Raw genomic sequence first — 18,954 nt, forward strand, 5'->3', positions numbered from 1 at the left:
TTATCAAGCTTCCTTTCTCACTAATTTATACTTGAGTAATATTTCGCTCCCCAGTACGAAAAGTAATATGGCACCTTGAAACATTAGAACCATACTTAACGAAAAGCCTGATGTCTGCAAATTATATCCTCCTACAAAAAGGCCTCCCATAAAGAAAGAAACTATAACTATTCCCAAAGGACTAAGTCTTGCCAGAAGTGCAATTATAACTGCTGTATATCCATATCCAGGTGATATATTCTGTTGAAGTTTATGAATAGCTCCTGATACCTCTACCATTCCTGCAATTCCCGCAATTCCTCCACTTATAAACATAACAATTAAAATATTTCGAACATAATTCATACCTGCATAGATGGCGGTACTTTTATTACCACCGCTTACCCGTATCTCATACCCCCATCTAGAATACTTTAAAACAATAAACATCAACACTGATATTCCTATTCCAATAAATAGCCCTATATTTATATCTGTATTACCAAAGGAAGTTAAAGTTGCACTTTTAGAAAAAGTGGCACTTACGGGGAAATTTTTGCCCTTTGGATCTTTCCAAGGGCCAAATACCAGGTATTGAACCCATAATATAGCTATATAATTGAGAAGTAATGTAGTTATAGTTTCATTTATATTTAAAAACGCCTTTGGAATTGCTGCAACCATTGACCATAATCCACCTGCTATAAAACCTGCTATCATCATAAATGGCAGCAATTCATAGGCAGGCATGTTTGGAAAAGATAGTGCAGCCCAAGAAGCTCCAAAAGCTCCCATGAAAAACTGACCTTCAGCACCTATATTCCAGAGCTGCATACGAAAAGCCAGTGATACTCCAAGAGAAGTAAGCATAAGTGGTATAGATTTCGCTACAGTTTCTGAAATCCCATAAGTTGAACCAAAAGCACCAGAAAATATTTGGGAACATACATCTATAGGATCATTTCCAGTAATAGCAATGATAATAGCTGAAAATGCAATTCCACCAATTACAGATATAATAGAAACCATTACCTTTTTCATCATAGAACAGGAGTCCGTTTTTTTTAGTTTCCATCCTTTAAACACGTCAATCACTGTAATTCTCCTTTCTACTTCCAGACATCATTAGTCCAATAGATTCCATAGTGACCTCAGATGAATCTACTATTCCCATAATAGAGCCCTCATGCAAGACACATATTCTATCTGAAAGCTGTATTAAATCTTCCAGTTCTTCGGAAATGAGAAGAATTGCCCTACCTTTATTTCTTTCATCTATTAAAAGCTTTTTTATATATTCCGAGGCACCTATATCAAGTCCTCTAAAAGGGTATGCCAAAACAATAAGATTTGGATCTGACTGTATTTCTCTAGCTAAAAGAAGTTTTTGCATATTTCCCCCTGACATAGTTTTCACAGGAGTATTCAAAGAAGCTATCTTGATATGAAATTTTTTTATTATATTAACTGTGTTATCATACACTTTTCTCCAGTTAATATGATATCCTGGCATCTTTCGATAATTTTCAAGTATCATGTTTTCGCAAGCATTCATGTCAGCTACAAGACCTACAGTCATCCTATCTTCTGGTACATAACTTATTCCCTTATCTATAAATTTTCTTCTACTTTCATTTATACAATTTGCTTCATTTAAAAATATGTTTCCTTTTTTTATTGGTGTCAAACCTGAAATAACTTCTGCTAGTTCCTTCTGACCATTGTCATCAATACCTGCAACTCCAAATATTTCTCCTTCATGTACGCTAAATGATATATTTCTTAGTTTTACAGATCCACTTTTATCTTCTGAACACACATCTTTCAATTCCAAAATTTTCTTTCCATTTGATACTGTTCTTTTACTAGAAATATGTACTATATTTTCGCCTACCATCATTTTCGCCATATCTTTTTCTTCAACATCTTTTGTATTAAAAGTACCCATGGATTTTCCATCACGCAGCACTGTAATTCTATTAGTATTTTCCATTACTTCTCTCATTTTATGTGATATCACTATAATGGATTTTCCCTTTTTAGCTAAAATACCTAGTGTTTTATAAAGTACTTCCCCTTCCTTAGGGGTAAGTACTGCTGTAGGTTCATCCATTATAAGTATTTTTGCACCATACATAAGTACTTTTACAATCTCAACCTTTTGTTGTTCTCCTACTGTAAGTTGCCATATTTTAGCTTTAGGATTTACATAAAGTCCATATTCTTGAGCACTTTTTTCAATTTCATCTTCAATATGTTTTTTATTATAAATTTGTTTTAAATTTCTAAGTCCTAACATTATGTTTTCTGCCACAGTAAAAGCTCTTACTAACTTAAAATGCTGATGCACCATACCTATGCCACAAGCTATGGCATCTTTAGGAGAGTTGAATTCAACATTTTTCCCATTTATCTCTATTTCACCGCTATCTGGTTTATATAGACCCGTTAATATATTCATAAGGGTGCTTTTGCCTGCTCCATTCTCACCTAAAAGAGCATGAATTTCTCCAGCATTTAATGAGAATGAGATTTTATCATTAACTGCTATTCCTGAAAACTCTTTTGAAATATTAGTCATTTCAACTATAGGTTGTTTCTCCATGTTATCACTCCCAACCTTTAAAGTTTACATACCGACTCATTTAAAAGTCGGTATGTAAACATAATCTATTCTATTTAGAAATTGTTCCTTCAACGCCCTTTACAAACCAGTTAATAGAAAGCATTTGCTCATCAGTAAGTTTCTGTCCTTTAGCAACCTTTAAGTTACCAGCTTGATCATATATTGGCCCTTCAAATACATTTAACTTATTATCTATAATGTTCTGCCTCTGTTTTGAAATAAGTGTTTTTACATCATCTTTTACCATTGGACCAAAAGGACCTATATCAACTATTGAACCATCCTTAATTCCACCCCAGTATTGTCCAGATTTCCAGGTACCATTAGCTACAGCTTTAACAGTCTTGACATAATAAGGTCCCCAATTCCATATTGATCCTCCAAGTACTGCCTTTGGAGCTTTTGACCTCATATCAGAACTAAAACCAATTCCATATACCCCTCTTTCCTGGGCAGCCTGCATTACAGTAGTAGAATCAAGATGCATTGCAAGTACATCGGCCCCTGCATCTATCAAACTATTAGTTGCAGTTTTTTCAGTAGCAGGATCACTCCATGAATTAGTATAAACTACTTTAACTTTTACCTTTGGATTTACTGATTGTGCTCCCAAAGTAAAGGCATCAATATTCCTTACAATTTCAGGTATTGAAAATGGAGCCACAAATCCAATTACATTACTCTTTGTATTCTTACCTGCAAGAATACCCGCAAGATATCTTCCCTCATAATCACGTCCAGCATATGTTCCTAGATTGTTTGACGTTTTGTATCCAGTACAATGCATGAAAACTACATTTGGAAATTTTTTTGCTACATTAACCATATAATCCATGTATCCATAAGTTGTTCCAAATATAACTTTGTTACCTTTTTGGGCAAGCTGCGTAAATACTTTCTCTGAGTCTGCTGTTTCAGGTACATTGTCCACATATGTTACTTCTGCATTTGGCATATTAGCAGCTAGATACTTTCTTCCTTGATCCTGAGCATAATTCCATCCAGTATCTCCTATAGGCCCTTCATAAACAAAAGCTACTTTAATCTTTTTATTGTCAGAAGTTGCTTTTTTGTTACTCTGACATCCTACTATCATAGTGGATAGTACAAAAGTAGTACATAATAAAATTAAACTAACCTTCCTTATTTTCTTCATAATACTTTCCCCCTATTTTAATGTTAGTATAAAATTTTTACATTATTTACTTAATTTCTATATTTTTTATGCCATCAAAAATATAGATTATAACCTTTATTTAATATGAAAATAAGGCCAAGCTTTATTTAATCTAATAAAGATTGACCTTATTTTCATGTACTCAGTCAATTAGTATCTTCGTTTTAATAAAAAGTGGATACATTTACATGATTTTATAATATTCTTTTTTGGCTTTTTCGTCAACATATAGTGAAATAATTCTCAAACTATTTTACTATAGCTGAACTGACTATACTCTTAAAGTTTTCTATCTTTAAACCAAATCTCCCAATAAACAATCCGTCAATATCTTTTTGTTTCATGAGCAATTTAGAACTTTCAGGACTAACAGACCCTCCATATATAATTCTTATAGAATTTCCAACTTCCTCTCCATATTCATTTATTATAAGATTTCTCATAAATTCATGCATATTTTGAACATACTCCGGACTTGCCGCCTGCTGCTTTCCTATTGCCCAGACCGGCTCATAAGCTAGTATGACTTTTTTCATTTCCTCTCTGCTTAAACCGTCCAGAGCCCATAATATTTGAGTTTTTAACCTTATATTTTGAAATTCACTGTCTAGATCATCTTGGGTTTCCCCGATGCAAACTATAGGTACAAAGCCATATTTAAAACTAAGCTTTACTTTTTTATTCACTATTTCATCTGTTTCATTAAAAAACTTTCTTCGCTCAGCATGTCCAATTTCTGTATACTGGCATTTTAAATCCTTTAATACTTGAGGTGGTACTTCCCCTGTATAAGCTCCTTTTTCTGCAAAACACATATTTTGAGCTCCCCATCCAATCTTGCTTCCTTCTAAAATATCTTTTAGAAAGCTTATCATTGGAAATGTAGGTAATATAAATATTTCTACCGAATCCATATTTCCTAAATTATCTTTTATCTGTTTGGCTAAATCCACACCATCTTTTATGGAATTGACATGCATTTTCCAGCTTGTTCCTATAATCTTTTTTCTCATACAAATTACCTCCAAATTTACTACACACAGCTTCTACTCTTTGTCTTACATTCCTCTTCATAAAAAATTCTATTTACAATTTTAATTGCAGTTGTATCATCTCCTGTAAGTCCTCCCTTACCTACCACAGTCATTCCATTAAATTTGCTTCCTATTAATCTTCCCAAATCCGATTGTGGAATAACATAGTCAATAAGTTCTATTCCATCCACTCCAAGTGAAGCACAAACATACACCATAACATCTCCACCTGTCATATAAAGACCTACTATCTTTTCTTTCATTTTATCAAGAATTCTTCGTGTAATTTCTCCTATTCCCAAATTTATGTTATCCGCAGCTTCTTCAGAGGATATTCCGTACTTTTTACCTTCTTCCTTTAAATTAAGGACATCACCGCTTAAAGCTGTCTCTAACATTATTACCCTAGGTATATTACTTTCATTTAAAATATTTACAACCTTTTCACTTACCCTTTTTATTTCCAAATCTGAAACCTTTCCACCGCCTAATAAAAGTGGTGCTTTTACTGAAACCTGACAGGTACCAGGAACATCCCTAAGCACTTTCATTTGTGAAACAGTAACTGATGATGCACTTCCTGCTGCAACTAAAACTGTGCCATTACCATAAAATTCATTATCTTTTGTTTCCATTTTAACAGATTTCTTTATTACATTGGGATTAAATTTTTTAGCTCTAGCAAGTTGTTCTGTAAAGGGACCCGGGTCAACTGCAAGTACATTCCAATCAAGTTCTGTAACAGCGCAAGCTGCCATACTTACATCTTCTAAAGAAATTGCATCAACTAATAAAACTTCTGCTCCTTTATTTCTACTTTCAGTTAGTACTTTTTTAAGATTTTCTTTTCCTTTAAGCAATTCATCTAAGCCTACATGGCTTACTTTTCTCTTAGTTTGCTTAGCTATAAGCCTTGGAACATACGAATCTGTTACAGGAGTTCTAACATCTTTTGCTACTGGAGTTTTAGATAATGGTACCCCATTAATTATAGAATATCCTCCAACCATAATACGATTTGATTGGGGCATAGAAGGAATCATGACTGCAACAGTATCTGATCCTAATTCATCAAGCATAGCATCAATTTCAGTGCCTATATTTCCACGTAAAGTAGTATCTATTCTTTTAGAAAATTGCCTAATACCCATACGTTTCAAATTTAAAGTAGCAATTTTTACTTTTTCCTTAGCTTTTTCTTTAGTTATACCACGACTATTAGTACTTACAATAATTGCTTCATGGTTTAAATTACAATTATCTGACATCGAACAATTTTCGTTAAAAAGCGCAGCAGTAGTAATTCCTGATCTTGCAAGCAATACTCCAACAGTGGTAGCACCTGTCAAATCATCAGCTACAGCACCTATAATTGCCATTTCCTTCACTCCCCTTTGTGTAACACTGATACAAATAATTTTGTAACATTTAATAAATTGCAAGTCTAATTTTGAACAGGTTCATCTAATGTTAATATTATTAAGAAAGCTGCAAACAGAAGTACTGCAAAATATACGAAAGCTAAATTGTAGTTGCCAAATATGTCAAGCAGAACTCCTATAATCATTGGTGCAAAGAATCCACCTAGGTTACCACCACTATTAACTACTGAAATAGCAACAGAATAAGTTTCTCCTGACGTCAATCCCATTAAGTATGACGTAAATGCTGGCCACCCTATGTTTAAACATAATCCAGTTATACATAAGCATAAAGATACCAAAGTTACATTTTCAGGTAAATTAATAAGTACAATCATCATTACTGCTGTAGTTAAAGCTGTTATAAGCATAGTTGGCTTACGTCTTTTTAAGAATAATCTATCTGAAATAACTCCACCTAGAAGTGCTCCAATAAGTCCTCCAACACTAGGGGCAGAAGCAACAAATCCCATCTTTATAAATGAATAATGTTTAGCAACAACTAAATATGATGGAATCCAGGTTAACATTCCATATAATACATTATTCATACAAAAATAAGCTAATGTATCTCCCCATATATTCCACGATTTAAATACTTTCTTACTAGTATCTACTTTATTTACCTTCCTATATTTAATAAACTTGTCAATCCATCCTAAGGATCTATCTTTATATACTGAAGTAGCTTCTGTTTGTGAAACTTCACCTTGACGAATATATTGAAGTTCAGATTTAGATACAAACTTATCTTCTTCAGGTTTTGTCCTTACTACAAAATACCATATAGCAGCCATGAATAATCCAGGAATTGCAAACCAGAAAAATATACTTCTCCAACCATAATTTGTAGCAATCCAAACAGCAATAGTTGGTACTAAAATTGGGGCAAGTTGTGTAGATGCAATATATATACCTGTAGCTGTAGCCTTTTCTTTTGCTGGAAACCAGTTATTAATAGTAGATGTCATACCTACTGGAGCGGGTCCTTCTGCTAAGCCTAATCCTAAACGATACAATATTAAATGCACTGTATTTGAAACTGTACCAAGTAGATAAGTAAATCCTGAAAATCCTACAATAGCTGCAGAAACAATTCCTCTTGTTCCACGTTTTTTAATTGCAAAACCAGCTGGGATTTGAGAAAAAGCATATCCTAAGAAAAAGAAACTTGATATAGCTCCAGATACAAAATTGTTAATATGAAATTCCTTTTTTATGAAAGGTAATGCTATACCTATGTTGGATCTATCTGCCATATTGATAAAATAACTAACAAAAATAATAAATAGAATTATCCATCTATAATTAGTCCTTTTTTGAGAGTTCAGGGTATTATCAACCATATTCTGATTTTGATTCATTATTTCCCCTCCTTAAATTTATATATTTTTGAATGTTGAATGTAAATATAAATGAGTTATAATATATATTGAATGTACATTATTTATATATAATTTCACCTTTTGCTTGATTTATTTTTGGCGTATACATCAAACAAAGGGTGCTAATTATTTTGTGATTTAAAACGTATACATATTATTTTAAAACAAATTAAAAACCTCTACATAAATATTATGCAAGTTTTAACTTTTATAATATTTAAGCGTTCTTCATCATTTTACTATATTCAGCTGCTAATCTAGTAGATTCCATCATACTTACATGACCCGCTATTCCTTTTCCTGCAATATCAAAAGCAGTACCATGATCAACTGAACTTCTGATAAATGGAAGTCCTAATGTAAGGGTAATAGATTTTTCAAAGTCTAATGTCTTACAAGCTATATGTCCCTGATCATGATAAAGAGATAAAATTGCATCATATCTTCCAAGTAAGCCTAAATGAAATACTGAGTCAGCAGGTACTGGACCTACCGCATTTATTCCCATTTCTTTAGCTGCTTCTACTGCTGGAATCAATTGTTCTCCTTCCTCCGTTCCAAACAATCCATTATCTGAACCATGAGGATTTAATGCTGCTACAGCAATCTTAGGATTTTTAAGTTTTAATTTTTTCAATTCCTTATCAATGTTAACAACAAACTCTAAAACCTTCTCTTTTGAAGCATAGTCACAAGCATCCCTAAGTGCAATATGACGACTTACAAAAAATACTCTTAGGTTACGTACTGAAAACATAGTAAGTGCATACTCTGAATTAGTAAGTCCTTGATATATTTCTGTCTGGCCTATGTATTTTACTCCAGCTATTCTTATTGCCTCTTTATTAATAGGAGCTGTGGAAACAGCATCAATTTCCTTATTTAATCCAAGTTCAATAGATTTTTTAATGTAAGCATAAGACATTTCTCCAGCTTTAGCTTGGACTTTACCTAACTCTATAGAGTCACAATCACAATTTTCAGGTTCTAAAACATCCATCGTTCCCAATTCATATAATGCTTCTTTAGGAGATGTAATTTTATTAATTTTTGTTTTTATTCCAAGAATAGAAACAATTTTTTCAATTATTTTAACAGTTCCAATTACAAAAGGTTTACAAGTATTATATATTTCTTCTTCTTGTAATGTTTTAACTACAATCTCCGGTCCTACTCCTGCTGGATCTCCCATGGTTATAGCTACAACAGGCTTCTCTTGTTCTGAACTCATTATAATCGCTTCCTTTCATTTATTTATCTTTATAGTATCATCTATAGGGCTAGTTTCCAAATATATAATCACCTTTTATATTTTATTTATATATATATATATTAGCATTTACTTTTGTTTTCTTTTATTTTCTTTTATTTTTATCTAATTTAAGATACTAAAAGCTTAATAAATTCATAATGTTGTACATTTATTTTATTGTATATCTTTATTTATTCTAAAAGATAACGCCTTCTAAGTTATGAATCACTAGGAAATCTGTTAATAAATATCAGGTGAAATTGAAACTCCATCTGATGTCAAAAAAACTGTTTATCATATTTTATCGAAATGTATAAAATAGCAATTAAATGAAAACAAACAAAAACAAATGAAAAATAAACTACTAATGAAATAAATAAGTATAATGGTTGAATGGTACATTTGGAGAGAAATCTTTTAAATGATACTATAATCATAAATATTAGATATTTACTCATTGTATAAATAGTAAAATTGCAGAAAGGATTTGATTTATTATGAAAATTGCTATAGGCTGTGATCAAAATGGATATGCTTTGAAATTAGAGTTAATAAAATTTTTAAAAGAAAAAAATATTGAACATATAGACTTTGGATGTGGTGAAGGTGAAACAATATACTACCCTAAAGTAGCTTTAAAAGTAAGCGAAGAAGTAGCAAAAGGAAACTTTGATAGAGGTATATTAATTTGTGGAACTGGTATAGGAATGGCAATAACAGCTAATAAGGTTCCTGGGATAAGGGCTGCAGTATGCCATGATATCTACTCTGCTGAAAGAGCTCAAAAAAGTAATAATGCACAAATTGCTACATTCGGTGCAGAAGTAATAGGTCCTTCTCTTGCTAAATACCTGTTAAATATATGGCTCAACTGTGAATTTAAAGATGGAAGATCAACTCCAAAAGTTGAATTAATCAATGAAATAGATGAGAATTTTAGAAAGAAAATATGATCAATTTGTGGTAGAATAATTGTGTAAATCATAATTTTATATAAATATAACAGGAGGTAATAAGTATGAAATTATTTATAGATACCGCTAATGTAGAAGAAATAAGAAAAGCCAATGAAATGGGTGTAATTTGCGGAGTTACTACTAATCCTTCTTTAATTGCAAAAGAAGGTAGAGACTTTAAGGAAGTAGTAAAAGAAATAACTACTATTGTAGACGGCCCAATAAGCGCTGAAGTAATAAGCTTAGAATCTGAAAAAATGGTAGAAGAAGCAAGAGAACTTGTAAAAATACACAAAAATATAGTAATAAAAATTCCTATGACTATAGAAGGCTTAAAAGCCGTAAAAGTTCTTTCAAAAGAAAATATAAAAACTAATGTAACATTGATATTTTCACCAGGACAAGCTCTTTTAGCTGCAAGAGCTGGTGCAACTTATGTAAGTCCTTTTTTAGGAAGGCTAGATGATATTGGAATGAACGGAATTGAATTAGTTGAACAAATATCTGCTATTTTTAAAATTCATGATATAAAAACAGAAATTATATCAGCCAGCATTAGAGGTCCTCTTCACGTTATAAATGCTGCAAAAGCAGGATCAGATATCGCTACAGTCCCATATAAAGTATTAATACAAATGACTAAACATCCATTAACCGATATAGGAATTCAAAGATTTTTAGATGATTGGAAAACAGTACCTAATAAATAATATATTTAAAATTAATAGTTAATGTACATTTTTTGCGACAGCTAAAAATCATCTTTCATTATTAATTTTTAACTTGTGAAGCTTTGCTTCGCAAGTTTTTTATTAAGTCAAAATTTTATATGTTCAAAAGTTGAATTATAAATAAAAAATTAAGCCGTAAATAAATACAGCTCAATTTTTTATTCATCTTCTTTTGGAGCTACTATCACATTTATACCGTATTTTCTATATTTATCAAGCACATTCGTTGGTGAATTAAAATCAGTAATTATAGTATCTAGTTTTTTCGAATCTGCAAAACTAGAAATTGAACTAACTTCCAACTTTGAAGAGTCTAATAAAGCTACAACTTTTTTACTCCTAGATATAAGAAACTTTTTAAGTTCCCCTTCATATATATTAAATTCTGTAAGTCCCTCTTCTAAAGTAAATCCTCTCGCAGATACAAAAGCTACATCTGCATTTATCTGGGAAATTAAATTCTTACCTAAAAGACCTTCTAGTGCACCAGATTTTGGTCTAACCACTCCTCCAACAAGAATTACGTTTATGTTGTTATTATCTTTAAGTTCTAACGCAGTATATATTCCACTAGTTATCACTGTAATTCTAAGATCAGTCTTGTTTAAATACTTGGCAAGGGAAATAGCTGTTGAACTGGCATCTATTATTAGACACTGCCCATTTTTTATAAAATCACAAGCACTCTTACCAATAGCATTTTTTTCAATTTGATTTTTGCTTTTTCTACTAGGGAAACTTAGATCCCTCTGTATAGCCTCAGGTAATATGGCCCCTCCATGAATTCTCTTTATAAGGCCATCCTTTTCTAACTTGTTTAAATCATTTCTTATAGTACATGCAGAAACATCTATTAACCTACTTAAATCCTGGGTAGTTACTTTTTTATTCTTATACAATAAATCCAATATTTTATTGTGTCTTTCAAAAGCAAGCATTAATTAGCCTTCTTTCCTTATTTACTAAATCAATTTTAACTTTAATATCTATATACAAAGCTATTTTATAATAAAATACGATGTATCTTACAAACCCCCATAGTACTAATTTATCATAATATATGAAAGTAATAAAATTTTAAATATAACTATTTATTATTATTTTTATAACATATATCGAATTTTTATTTATTTATTTTTATTTTCACTTATTTTCAGTATTTATCATTTTATAGTTAAAAAATCCTCTTATAATACTATACTAAATATACTCTATAAGCTATATTATAACATTTGATATAATTTGACATCAACGAAAAATACGTATATTATAATTATTAATATGATTTACGAATATTTAGAATTTATATAAAACAAGGGGTGAAAATTATGAATAATGCGTCACAATTTCATAAAGAGGGATTTAATTGCGCAGAATCTATAATCAAGGCTTTTAACAGAGACAACAATTTAAACATTCCTGTCTCAATTGCAAGTCCATTTGGGCTTGGTATGGCCGTACAAAGTACTTGCGGTGCTGTTACTGGAGCACTTATGGCTATGGGTTCCGTAAAAGGAAGAAACGAATCTTCTGTACAAAATGAATCTAGAAAGATTGCAAAAGAAATAATGAACAAAGTAACAGAAAAGTATGGAACTTTTGAATGCTCTAAATTAAAACAAAAAGGTGTATCTTGTGATGAGATAATAGATTATACTTATGAAATTCTCAAAGATTATGCAAAATAATAGTAATTAATAACTACTTTAATACATTATAACTTATTAAAAGTTTGTACTATCAGTAAAACATATACTGATAGTACAAACTTTTAATTATGTTTAAAAGCTTTTTTAATCTGTTACTTACTCACACTTCTTTACCATATCAGCAATGGAATAATCTGATGAGTTTGTTATTGCCTTCACATTTCTTTGAAATCGTTCATATCTAAAACAACAGTAATCAAGAAAATCATCTCCGCTGTAGTGTCTAATCATAGCCCATACCATCCAAAGTAAATCCTGTGCTACCATATAACTTTTTATCTTTACCATTTCTTCATGTGACGGAAATTGGCCGTAGTAGTCAACAAGAAGATATTGAATTGCTTCTTCGGTTAATCTGGATTCAAGAATGTATGAAGCCACATCCCAACTTGGATCATTCATTCCAGAATATTCCCAATCTATAAGGTAGGTCTTTCCTTTACCATCAACAAGAAAGTTTTCAGGAACTGTGTCATTATGGCATGGAACAGAAATTATTTTTTTAATATTCTTTTCCATAAAATCAAGTAATTGTTTTTTTAATGTAGCATAGTCAAAGAAAAAATCACCATTAAGCTTTTGAATTATACTTTCATATTTATTTAACTCCATCTGCCAATTAAATGAATTAGAAAAACACTTTTTGCTAGAGTGAGTTTTTTTCATAAGAGTAGAAACAGATCTCAAAGTTGCAGGAGAACATGGATCCGCTTGAGCAATATTTTTGCTATTTTCAATATATGCGCTAATTTTAATTCCGCTATCCTCATCAAAATAAATACACTCAGAATTCAAACCAAGTTCTGCTGCTATTTTATCATTAACACTTTCAATTTTACGATCAATCATCAGATTGGTCATAGCACCCGGTTGTCGGACAACATACTGTTTTCCATTGATATTCATAATATAGTTGTAATTGGTAAGTCCACCTGCAAAACGAGATTTATCAAACATTATACTGTCATCGTTAAAAACAAGACACAGCTTTTTTTGTACTAATTCTTCCATCTTCATATATAATCCACCACACATATTTCAATCTTTTGTTTTGTCAATAAAAAACACAAGCAGCCAACTAACACCGGTTTGTAACTTTCTGACGATACCAATTCTGAAGTTAATTATAACAATAATACTCCCAAAAATCAACATATTGCTTTCTACAACATATTGCTTTCTACAACATATTGCTTTCTATTAGAAGCTTTATTAAATATTTCACACCTTTTTTACAAATTATATATATTCTAATGTCACTATTAATTGTAACTTTAAAAAAGTGCTATATCAAATTATATCTTAAAGTAGATATTATTCAATAAAAACAACATTGTACCATATTAATTTCTAACTGGATACAATAGTGCTAAAACTATATATTGAATTTACAATATACTATCCGCTTTATATGCTACCATGGAAAGTAATAGTTGCGAAAGCATTTATTAAAAAAATAACAAAGTTTATTAAAAATCTGTAAAAAGTAATTGTAGAAAAAATAGGAGGGAAAATCATGGAAGACAAGTTTGAAAACTTTAATTTGAAATCCAAGATTTATTTTAATAGGGAATCTATACAACTTTTAGAACAGGTAACTGGCTCTAGAGCATTTATTGTTGCAGATGCTATTATGGGAAAACTTGGATATCTTCAAAAAGTTATAGATTACCTAAGTAAAGCTGGAATAAGTTCCGTTGTTTTTACGGGAGTACACCCTGATCCAGATGTCAATGTAATTGCAGATGCAATGAAATTGTACAACAAAAGCGATGCAGATGTTCTCGTTGCACTAGGTGGAGGCTCTAGCATTGATACCGCCAAAGGAATAATGTATTTTGCATGTAATTTAGGAAAAGCAATGGGTAAGGAAATGAAAAAGCCCCTGTTTATTGCAATTCCATCAACAAGTGGGACGGGCTCTGAGGTAACAAACTTTACTGTTATTACTTCTCAGAAAGAAAAGGTATGCATTGTAGATGATTTTATCGCACCAGACGTCGCAATACTTGACTCTAGTTGTATTGATGGTCTGCCTCAACGTATTGTAGCAGATACTGGTATAGATGTTCTAGTTCATTCTATTGAAGCCTATGTTTCCAAAAAGGCAACTGACTTTACAGACGCTCTTGCTGAAAAAGCGGTTAAATTGATTTTTGAAAATCTTCCAATAATTTATCAAGATAGTAAAAATTCTGAAGCTCGAGATCATGTTCAAAATGCTTCCTGTATAGCAGGAATAGCATTTACAAATGCTGGTCTTGGAATTAATCACAGCTTAGCTCATGCTATGGGCGGAGCTTTCCACATTCCTCACGGCCGATCCAACGCGCTTTTACTTAATGCAGTAATGGAATACAACGCTAGTTTAGTAGGAAGTGCAAACGATCATGCTATGGAAAAATACGCAAAACTAGCATCAGTTCTACACCTTCCAGCTCGAACAACTCGTGAAGGTGCTGTAAGTTTTATGGAAGCTGTAGATAAATTAATAAAATCCCTAGGTGTTGAAGATAATATTCGAGCTCTTGGCATTAAAGAAGATGAGTTTCAAGGTGCTCTAAATCAAATGGCAGAAACGGCACTGCAAGACAGATGCACTCCAACTAATCCTAGAAAACCTTCTAAAGAAGAACTAATACATATTTATCAAAAATGTTATTAGTAAGTATCTCAACTTTCGCAATTTAAAAAATTACAATGTAATTTTTTAGTTAATAGTTAAGAATGAAGAATTAACAGCTAAAAATCATCTTTCACTATTAATTCTTCATTATTAATTTTTAACTTGGGAAGCTTTGCTTCGCAAGTTTTTTAAATTATGTCTTAGTGCTTATAGTAAAAAATAATTTATTACTTAAAATTAGGAAAAATTGGAATTTAAAAGTCCTATATTTACCTTCTTTTTTTGACAATATATGACAAAGAACTGTGAAAAAATATAAAATATTGTTTACTTTTATATTTTTATATAATATAATATAAAAAAAAGAATACACTAAGGTCTAACTAATTTCTTTTTTTAAGTATAAACTATAGGCAGGAGACGGGTGTTATAAGGATGAATAAAACTGATAATCCACTTAAAAAATTTATAACCTCAAAGTTATATAGCCGCTATAGTGGTATTTTATCCCTATCAGATGTACCTTTGTTTTTGGTAGATACAAATGGGGATATTTTACTTGAATTTATTCCATCCCCAGATTTTTGTACTCATGTATGTCAGGAAAGAGAGTCTCATGTATGTCCTGACTACCAATGTCAATTACAATCTGGCAAGGAAGGTAGATTTGTATGCCGACATGGTCTGGAAAATATGATTTTTCCGATCACAGTAGACAATAAAACTGTAGGTTATATGGCTGGTATACAAGTATATTTGAAGGATAATGAATACAAAAAGTATATGATTAAGGTCCAGTCTCCCAAAGAGGCTAAAACTGAAGAACTAGAGTTTATCGCCAAGTCGATTTTCTCACTAAAATCTGTAGAATCAAATAAAATTAAAGTATACGAGCGATTATGCTGCGAAATTGCTAAAAACATTTCTCTTGATTTATCAGAAAGCACTAAGCTGTCCCATCAGGATGTGAAAAGGTTGTCAATTGAAAAGGAAATATTAGAGAAAAAAATCATTGATCTAGAATCAAAAAATATGTCTCTAGTTGTTAATCCTCATTTTTTGTTTAACACTTTAAATTGTATTGCCCGTGTAGCTTATTTTGAGCATTCTAGTGAAACAGAAGAGCTTATTTATTGTCTTTCTGATTTGCTGCGGTATAATTTAAAGCAGGGTAACCAACTTCACACCATCGGTGCTGAAATTAATAATATTGAGAAATATTTATATATTCAAAAAGTAAGATTTAAAACTCGTCTGGAATATGATATTAATATCTCAGAAGATCTTAAGTCTTATAGAATTCTCAATATGATCATTCAACCTATTGTTGAAAACTCTGTAATTCATGGAATAACTCCAAGGCGAGATGGAGGCAAAATAAGTATTTATGCAGAAAAATATAAAGAGGAAGTCGTTATTTCCATCATGGACAACGGAAATGGTTTCCCAAAGGATGTTTTGCTTAGCATACAACAATGTAAAAATAAATCTGGCCTAGGTTTTCAAAGTACAGATAAGCGTTTAAAACGATATTACGGAAAACAATATGGATTGAAAATTGTAAAATCTGATTACAGTGGAAGTACCGTTACCATCACAATTCCTGCAGAACCTATTGTGAGGTGATAACAATGAGCATAGTATTGATTGTAGAAGACGAACTACTTGAACAAGAATTTCTTAAATCAATTGTACTTGAAGAACTTCTCCCAGAAGATGTATTACTGACCTGTGAAAGTGGAGTTCAGGCTATTAAACTAGCCAAACAATACCATCCCAATATTATCATGATGGATGTAATGATTCCTGAATTAGATGGTCTTAGTACTATTGAAGAAATTAGAAAATTTCTACCCAACGCGCTTATTACAATTTTATCTGCTCACTCAGACTTCTCCTATGCACAAAAAGCAATCAGTCTCCGGGTTTTTGAATACCTATTAAAGCCTGTAAAACCTAACATTATTAAACAAGTTTTTCAAAAAATGCTGGAATCAACAGCTGATTGCAATATAGTAGTAGATAAAAATACCGAAGAAAAGAACCCGGAATCCAAAGAATCTCAGCAATACTTTATTGAAAAGTCTATAAAATATATTAAAGAACATTTTAGGGAAAAAATAACTTTACAAATAGTTGCCTCTACAGTGTTTTTGAATCCAAAATATTTTAGCCGTGTCTTTAAAAAGGAAATGGGTGTCTCATTTTCAAAATATGTAATTAATCTGAGAATTCAATATGCCTGTAGACTATTAAAAACAACTAATTACCGTGCTTATCGAATTTCATCAGAATGCGGCTTTTCAGATCCATCTTATTTTAACAGGGTATTTTGTGCTGAGATGAATATGACTCCTCAAACCTATAGAAAACATGCAATTATATCAATGCAAGATGACTAAATTGTATGTAGTTAATTTCATAGGAAAGATTGATATTTGAACTATTCCATATTAAATGGGAAATTTAAATATAATTAAAGCGCCAATTGTATAATTGGCGCTTTAATTATATTTTCTGACAATACAATTTTCTAAAGAACAAATAAGGAACGTACCTCAATTTAATTTACACAATCTAGATACGTTCCCTAAACAAACTATTACTTTAACTATCTACCATACCACAATATCTGACTTATTTAAAAGTCATCTTTGCATTTAGGCATTTTCAAAGAAATAACTAGTCAGTATGCTATCCTACTTTTCATCTTCCTTTAAATTAGTTTTAGGAAGGATAGTTTCAACTTCAACGTGTGGACGAGGAATAACATGAACAGAAACTAATTCTCCAACACGTTGTGCTGCAGCAGCACCAGCATCAGTAGCTGCCTTTACTGCTCCTACGTCTCCTCTTACCATTACTGTTACAAGACCGCCGCCAACATGTTCTTTTCCTATTAGATAAACATTTGCTGCCTTTACCATTGCATCTGCAGCTTCAATTGAACCTACTAAACCTTTTGTTTCAATCATTCCTAATGCATCATATTTCATTTTTATTTCCTCCTAATTTTTAATTTATTTTTTATTTTGTACTTTGTATCTTATATCCTATATTTTCTAATATTAGTCTTCCTTTAAACCAGTTTTAGGAAGGATAGTTTCAACTTCAACGTGTGGACGAGGAATAACATGAACAGAAATTAATTCTCCAACACGTTGTGCTGCAGCAGCACCAGCATCAGTAGCTGCCTTTACTGCTCCTACGTCTCCTCTTACCATTACTGTTACAAGACCGCCGCCAACATGTTCTTTTCCTATTAAGTTAACGTTAGCTGCCTTTACCATTGCATCTGCAGCCTCTATAGAACCTACTAACCCCTTTGTTTCAATCATTCCTAATGCATCAGATTTCATTTTTATTTCTCCTCTCCAAATACTGTTATTTTATGATTTATAATTTTACTATTTTACTATTGTAATTTTTGATGAATTGCCAACACACATAGCATTTGCTTCTTCTGTGTCAATATGGCACTCTAAAGCTGAAGTATCATTTGCTCTGATAGCAACATTATTATAAATTCCACCACGTGGTCCATCAACTTTAATGCTTACTGTCTGTCCATCATGCACACCAAAATGTTGTGCATTTGCAGGAGTCATGTGAATGTGTCTCTGTGCAACAATCACACCTTCCTTTATTTGAACAGATCCCTTTGGTCCTATTATGGCAATTCCAGGTGTTCCGTGTAAATCACCTGACATCCTTACTTCTGGAGCTACTCCTAATTTGAAAGAATCTCCTCTTAAGATTTCTACCTGTGTCTTACTACGTAATGGTCCAAGGATTCTAATTTTTTCAATAGCTCCCTTTGGTCCGCATACTGTTACTGTTTCTTTACAAGCATACTGTCCTGGTTGTGCTAAATCCTTTATCTTTGTTACCTGGTATCCTTCTCCAAACAAGATGTTAAAATCTGCTTGTGAAAGATGGATATGACGATTTGAAACTCCGACCGGGATTTCATTCGTATCTTGCTTTGTCTCTTTAGAAGACTGATTACCTTGAACAGCTTCCAATAAAAGCTTTATAACAGCTTCGTACTTGTCCAT

General features: G+C 31.7%; 18 protein-coding genes. 6 read left to right on the forward strand and 12 right to left on the reverse strand.

Annotated elements, in window-relative coordinates:
* Positions 1-3: 3 nt before the first annotated feature.
* The 7 genes from DMR38_RS19690 to pdxA all read right to left on the reverse strand — a co-directional run bounded on the left by DMR38_RS19690 (position 4) and on the right by pdxA (position 8,853).
* Entirely contained in the window at positions 4-1,074 is a 1,071-nt protein-coding gene (locus tag DMR38_RS19690; RefSeq protein ID WP_127723225.1) for an ABC transporter permease, read from the reverse strand.
* On the reverse strand, positions 1,067-2,584 hold the full coding sequence (locus DMR38_RS19695; protein ID WP_127723227.1) for an ABC transporter ATP-binding protein: 1,518 nt from the start codon (positions 2,582-2,584) through the stop codon (positions 1,067-1,069). Before DMR38_RS19695 ends, DMR38_RS19690 begins: the two co-directional genes overlap by 8 nt.
* Before the next feature lie 70 nt (positions 2,585-2,654).
* Positions 2,655-3,761, reverse strand: coding sequence for a BMP family ABC transporter substrate-binding protein (locus DMR38_RS19700; protein ID WP_127723229.1), 1,107 nt, complete (start codon positions 3,759-3,761; stop codon positions 2,655-2,657).
* 269 nt (positions 3,762-4,030) lie between these two features.
* Entirely contained in the window at positions 4,031-4,795 is a 765-nt protein-coding gene (tpiA, locus tag DMR38_RS19705; protein WP_127723231.1) for a triose-phosphate isomerase, read from the reverse strand.
* Between the two features lie 20 nt (positions 4,796-4,815).
* Complete coding sequence (locus DMR38_RS19710) at positions 4,816-6,195, reverse strand: four-carbon acid sugar kinase family protein (protein WP_127723233.1); 1,380 nt, start codon at positions 6,193-6,195, stop codon at positions 4,816-4,818.
* Positions 6,196-6,260: 65 nt separating this feature from the next.
* The gene (locus DMR38_RS19715) at positions 6,261-7,601 is read right to left on the reverse strand and encodes an MFS transporter (protein WP_127723235.1); all 1,341 of its coding nucleotides are present in this window, start codon (positions 7,599-7,601) and stop codon (positions 6,261-6,263) included.
* Positions 7,602-7,839: 238 nt separating this feature from the next.
* On the reverse strand, positions 7,840-8,853 hold the full coding sequence (pdxA, locus tag DMR38_RS19720; RefSeq protein ID WP_127723237.1) for a 4-hydroxythreonine-4-phosphate dehydrogenase PdxA: 1,014 nt from the start codon (positions 8,851-8,853) through the stop codon (positions 7,840-7,842).
* Between the two features lie 518 nt (positions 8,854-9,371).
* Between pdxA and rpiB the strand changes: the two genes are divergently transcribed.
* The gene (rpiB, locus tag DMR38_RS19725; protein WP_127723239.1) at positions 9,372-9,827 is read left to right on the forward strand and encodes a ribose 5-phosphate isomerase B; all 456 of its coding nucleotides are present in this window, start codon (positions 9,372-9,374) and stop codon (positions 9,825-9,827) included.
* A 65-nt stretch (positions 9,828-9,892) separates the two neighbouring features.
* Positions 9,893-10,540 carry a fructose-6-phosphate aldolase gene (fsa, locus tag DMR38_RS19730; protein WP_127723241.1) on the forward strand — a complete coding sequence of 216 codons (648 nt, stop codon included), beginning with the start codon at positions 9,893-9,895 and terminating at the stop codon, positions 10,538-10,540.
* A 179-nt stretch (positions 10,541-10,719) separates the two neighbouring features.
* Here fsa and DMR38_RS19735 read toward each other — a convergent pair whose 3' ends face one another.
* Positions 10,720-11,499 (reverse strand): DeoR/GlpR family DNA-binding transcription regulator, encoded by a 780-nt coding sequence (locus DMR38_RS19735; protein ID WP_127723243.1) that lies wholly within the window; start codon positions 11,497-11,499, stop codon positions 10,720-10,722.
* A 390-nt stretch (positions 11,500-11,889) separates the two neighbouring features.
* Here DMR38_RS19735 and DMR38_RS19740 point away from each other — a divergent pair, with 390 nt between their 5' ends.
* Entirely contained in the window at positions 11,890-12,249 is a 360-nt protein-coding gene (locus DMR38_RS19740; protein WP_065078450.1) for a C-GCAxxG-C-C family (seleno)protein, read from the forward strand.
* 117 nt (positions 12,250-12,366) lie between these two features.
* Here DMR38_RS19740 and DMR38_RS19745 read toward each other — a convergent pair whose 3' ends face one another.
* Positions 12,367-13,287 (reverse strand): choline kinase family protein, encoded by a 921-nt coding sequence (locus DMR38_RS19745; RefSeq protein ID WP_175413076.1) that lies wholly within the window; start codon positions 13,285-13,287, stop codon positions 12,367-12,369.
* A 499-nt stretch (positions 13,288-13,786) separates the two neighbouring features.
* Here DMR38_RS19745 and DMR38_RS19750 point away from each other — a divergent pair, with 499 nt between their 5' ends.
* The 3 genes from DMR38_RS19750 to DMR38_RS19760 all read left to right on the forward strand — a co-directional run bounded on the left by DMR38_RS19750 (position 13,787) and on the right by DMR38_RS19760 (position 17,298).
* Positions 13,787-14,935, forward strand: a complete 1,149-nt coding sequence (locus DMR38_RS19750) for a 1-propanol dehydrogenase PduQ (RefSeq protein ID WP_127723247.1) — start codon at positions 13,787-13,789, stop codon at positions 14,933-14,935.
* 396 nt (positions 14,936-15,331) lie between these two features.
* Positions 15,332-16,522, forward strand: a complete 1,191-nt coding sequence (locus tag DMR38_RS19755; protein ID WP_127723249.1) for a histidine kinase — start codon at positions 15,332-15,334, stop codon at positions 16,520-16,522.
* A gap of 5 nt (positions 16,523-16,527) precedes the next feature.
* Positions 16,528-17,298, forward strand: a complete 771-nt coding sequence (locus tag DMR38_RS19760) for a helix-turn-helix domain-containing protein (protein ID WP_127723251.1) — start codon at positions 16,528-16,530, stop codon at positions 17,296-17,298.
* Positions 17,299-17,595: 297 nt separating this feature from the next.
* On the opposite strand, the gene eutM (DMR38_RS19765) is transcribed toward DMR38_RS19760, so the two are convergent.
* From eutM (DMR38_RS19765) to DMR38_RS19775, 3 genes are all read right to left on the reverse strand, one after another.
* Positions 17,596-17,892, reverse strand: coding sequence for an ethanolamine utilization microcompartment protein EutM (gene eutM, locus DMR38_RS19765; RefSeq protein WP_013237864.1), 297 nt, complete (start codon positions 17,890-17,892; stop codon positions 17,596-17,598).
* Between the two features lie 72 nt (positions 17,893-17,964).
* Entirely contained in the window at positions 17,965-18,255 is a 291-nt protein-coding gene (gene eutM, locus DMR38_RS19770) for an ethanolamine utilization microcompartment protein EutM (protein ID WP_023163089.1), read from the reverse strand.
* Positions 18,256-18,303: 48 nt separating this feature from the next.
* Positions 18,304-18,954, reverse strand: coding sequence for a phosphate propanoyltransferase (locus DMR38_RS19775; protein ID WP_127720457.1), 651 nt, complete (start codon positions 18,952-18,954; stop codon positions 18,304-18,306).

This window comes from Clostridium sp. AWRP (assembly GCF_004006395.2).
In the GTDB taxonomy this organism is placed as follows: Bacteria; Bacillota; Clostridia; order Clostridiales; family Clostridiaceae; genus Clostridium_B.